The 1180-nt window shown below is 35.8% G+C and carries 1 protein-coding gene; it reads left to right on the forward strand.

Annotated elements, in window-relative coordinates:
* The first annotated feature begins 71 nt into the window (after positions 1-71).
* Positions 72-1162 (forward strand): IS4-like element ISAba1 family transposase gene (locus tag FTV50_RS16560; RefSeq protein WP_085940648.1). Its coding sequence is split into 2 segments (ribosomal slippage): positions 72-612 and positions 612-1162, totalling 1092 coding nucleotides; the frame shifts between segments, so codons are not numbered across the junction.
* Positions 1163-1180 lie beyond the last annotated feature (18 nt).

A 1180-nucleotide genomic window follows, 5' to 3' on the forward strand; every position in this document is an offset into this window, starting at 1 on the left:
CTCTGTACACGACAAAAATAGATAACTCATTGAAATAATGTCACAATAATTGTTTTCTAACGACGAATACTATGACACATCTCAATGAGTTATATCTTATCTTAAACAAATCTCTAAAATGGAACAAGTCACATTTAAAGTGCTTTGCGCTCATCATGCTTGTGATTATTTTAAAGCAAACATGTAATCTTTCTTCTGCATCTAAAGCCTTGCCCATCAAGTGTTTACCACAATCATTTTATCGACGTATGCAGCGCTTCTTTGCAGGTCAGTATTTTGATTATCGTCAAATTTCTCAGTTGATTTTCAATATGTTTTCATTCGACCAAGTGCAACTGACTTTAGATAGAACCAATTGGAAATGGGGAAAACGAAATATTAATATCCTGATGCTCGCAATCGTTTATCGTGGAATAGCGATACCTATCCTTTGGACATTGCTTAATAAACGTGGAAATTCAGATACGAAAGAGCGTATTGCTTTGATTCAACGCTTTATAGCCATTTTTGGTAAAGACCGTATTGTGAATGTGTTCGCAGACAGAGAGTTTATCGGTGAGCAGTGGTTTACATGGTTAATTGAACAAGACATCAACTTCTGCATTCGTGTTAAAAAAACTTCATTGTCACCAATCATTTAGGAAAGAATCATAAAATTAGTGATTTATTTCGCCATCTTAAAGTTGGTCAAATTGAATGTCGTAAACGACGGATTTTGGTTGGTCGGGTGAAACTATATATAAGTGCACTACAGTTAGAAAATGGAGAGCTTTTACTCGTCGTTTCTCCTCAGTTTAATGCCAATGCTATTCAGGATTATGCATTACGCTGGGAAATTGAAACCTTATTCAGTTGTCTCAAAGGACGCGGGTTTAATCTTGAAAATACGCGCTTGACAGACCCTAGACGAGTGAAAAAATTGATTGCGGTGTTAGCTATAAGCTTCTGTTGGTGTTACTTAACGGGTGAATGGCAACATAATCAAAAAAAAGCGATAAAAATAAAGAAGCATGGACGACTCTCAATGAGTTTATTTCGCTATGGTTTAGACTATGTTCAAATGGCGATTCAGCGTTTAATTGGTTTTGGGAAAAAAGAAGAGTTTAAGGAAATTTTGGCAATTTTAAGAAAGCAGAATCCTGATAGGATAAGGGTTCTGTGAAATTTGTCGTGTACAGAG

The organism is Acinetobacter sp. YH1901134 (assembly GCF_013416965.1).
GTDB lineage: Bacteria > Pseudomonadota > Gammaproteobacteria > Pseudomonadales > Moraxellaceae > Acinetobacter > Acinetobacter amyesii.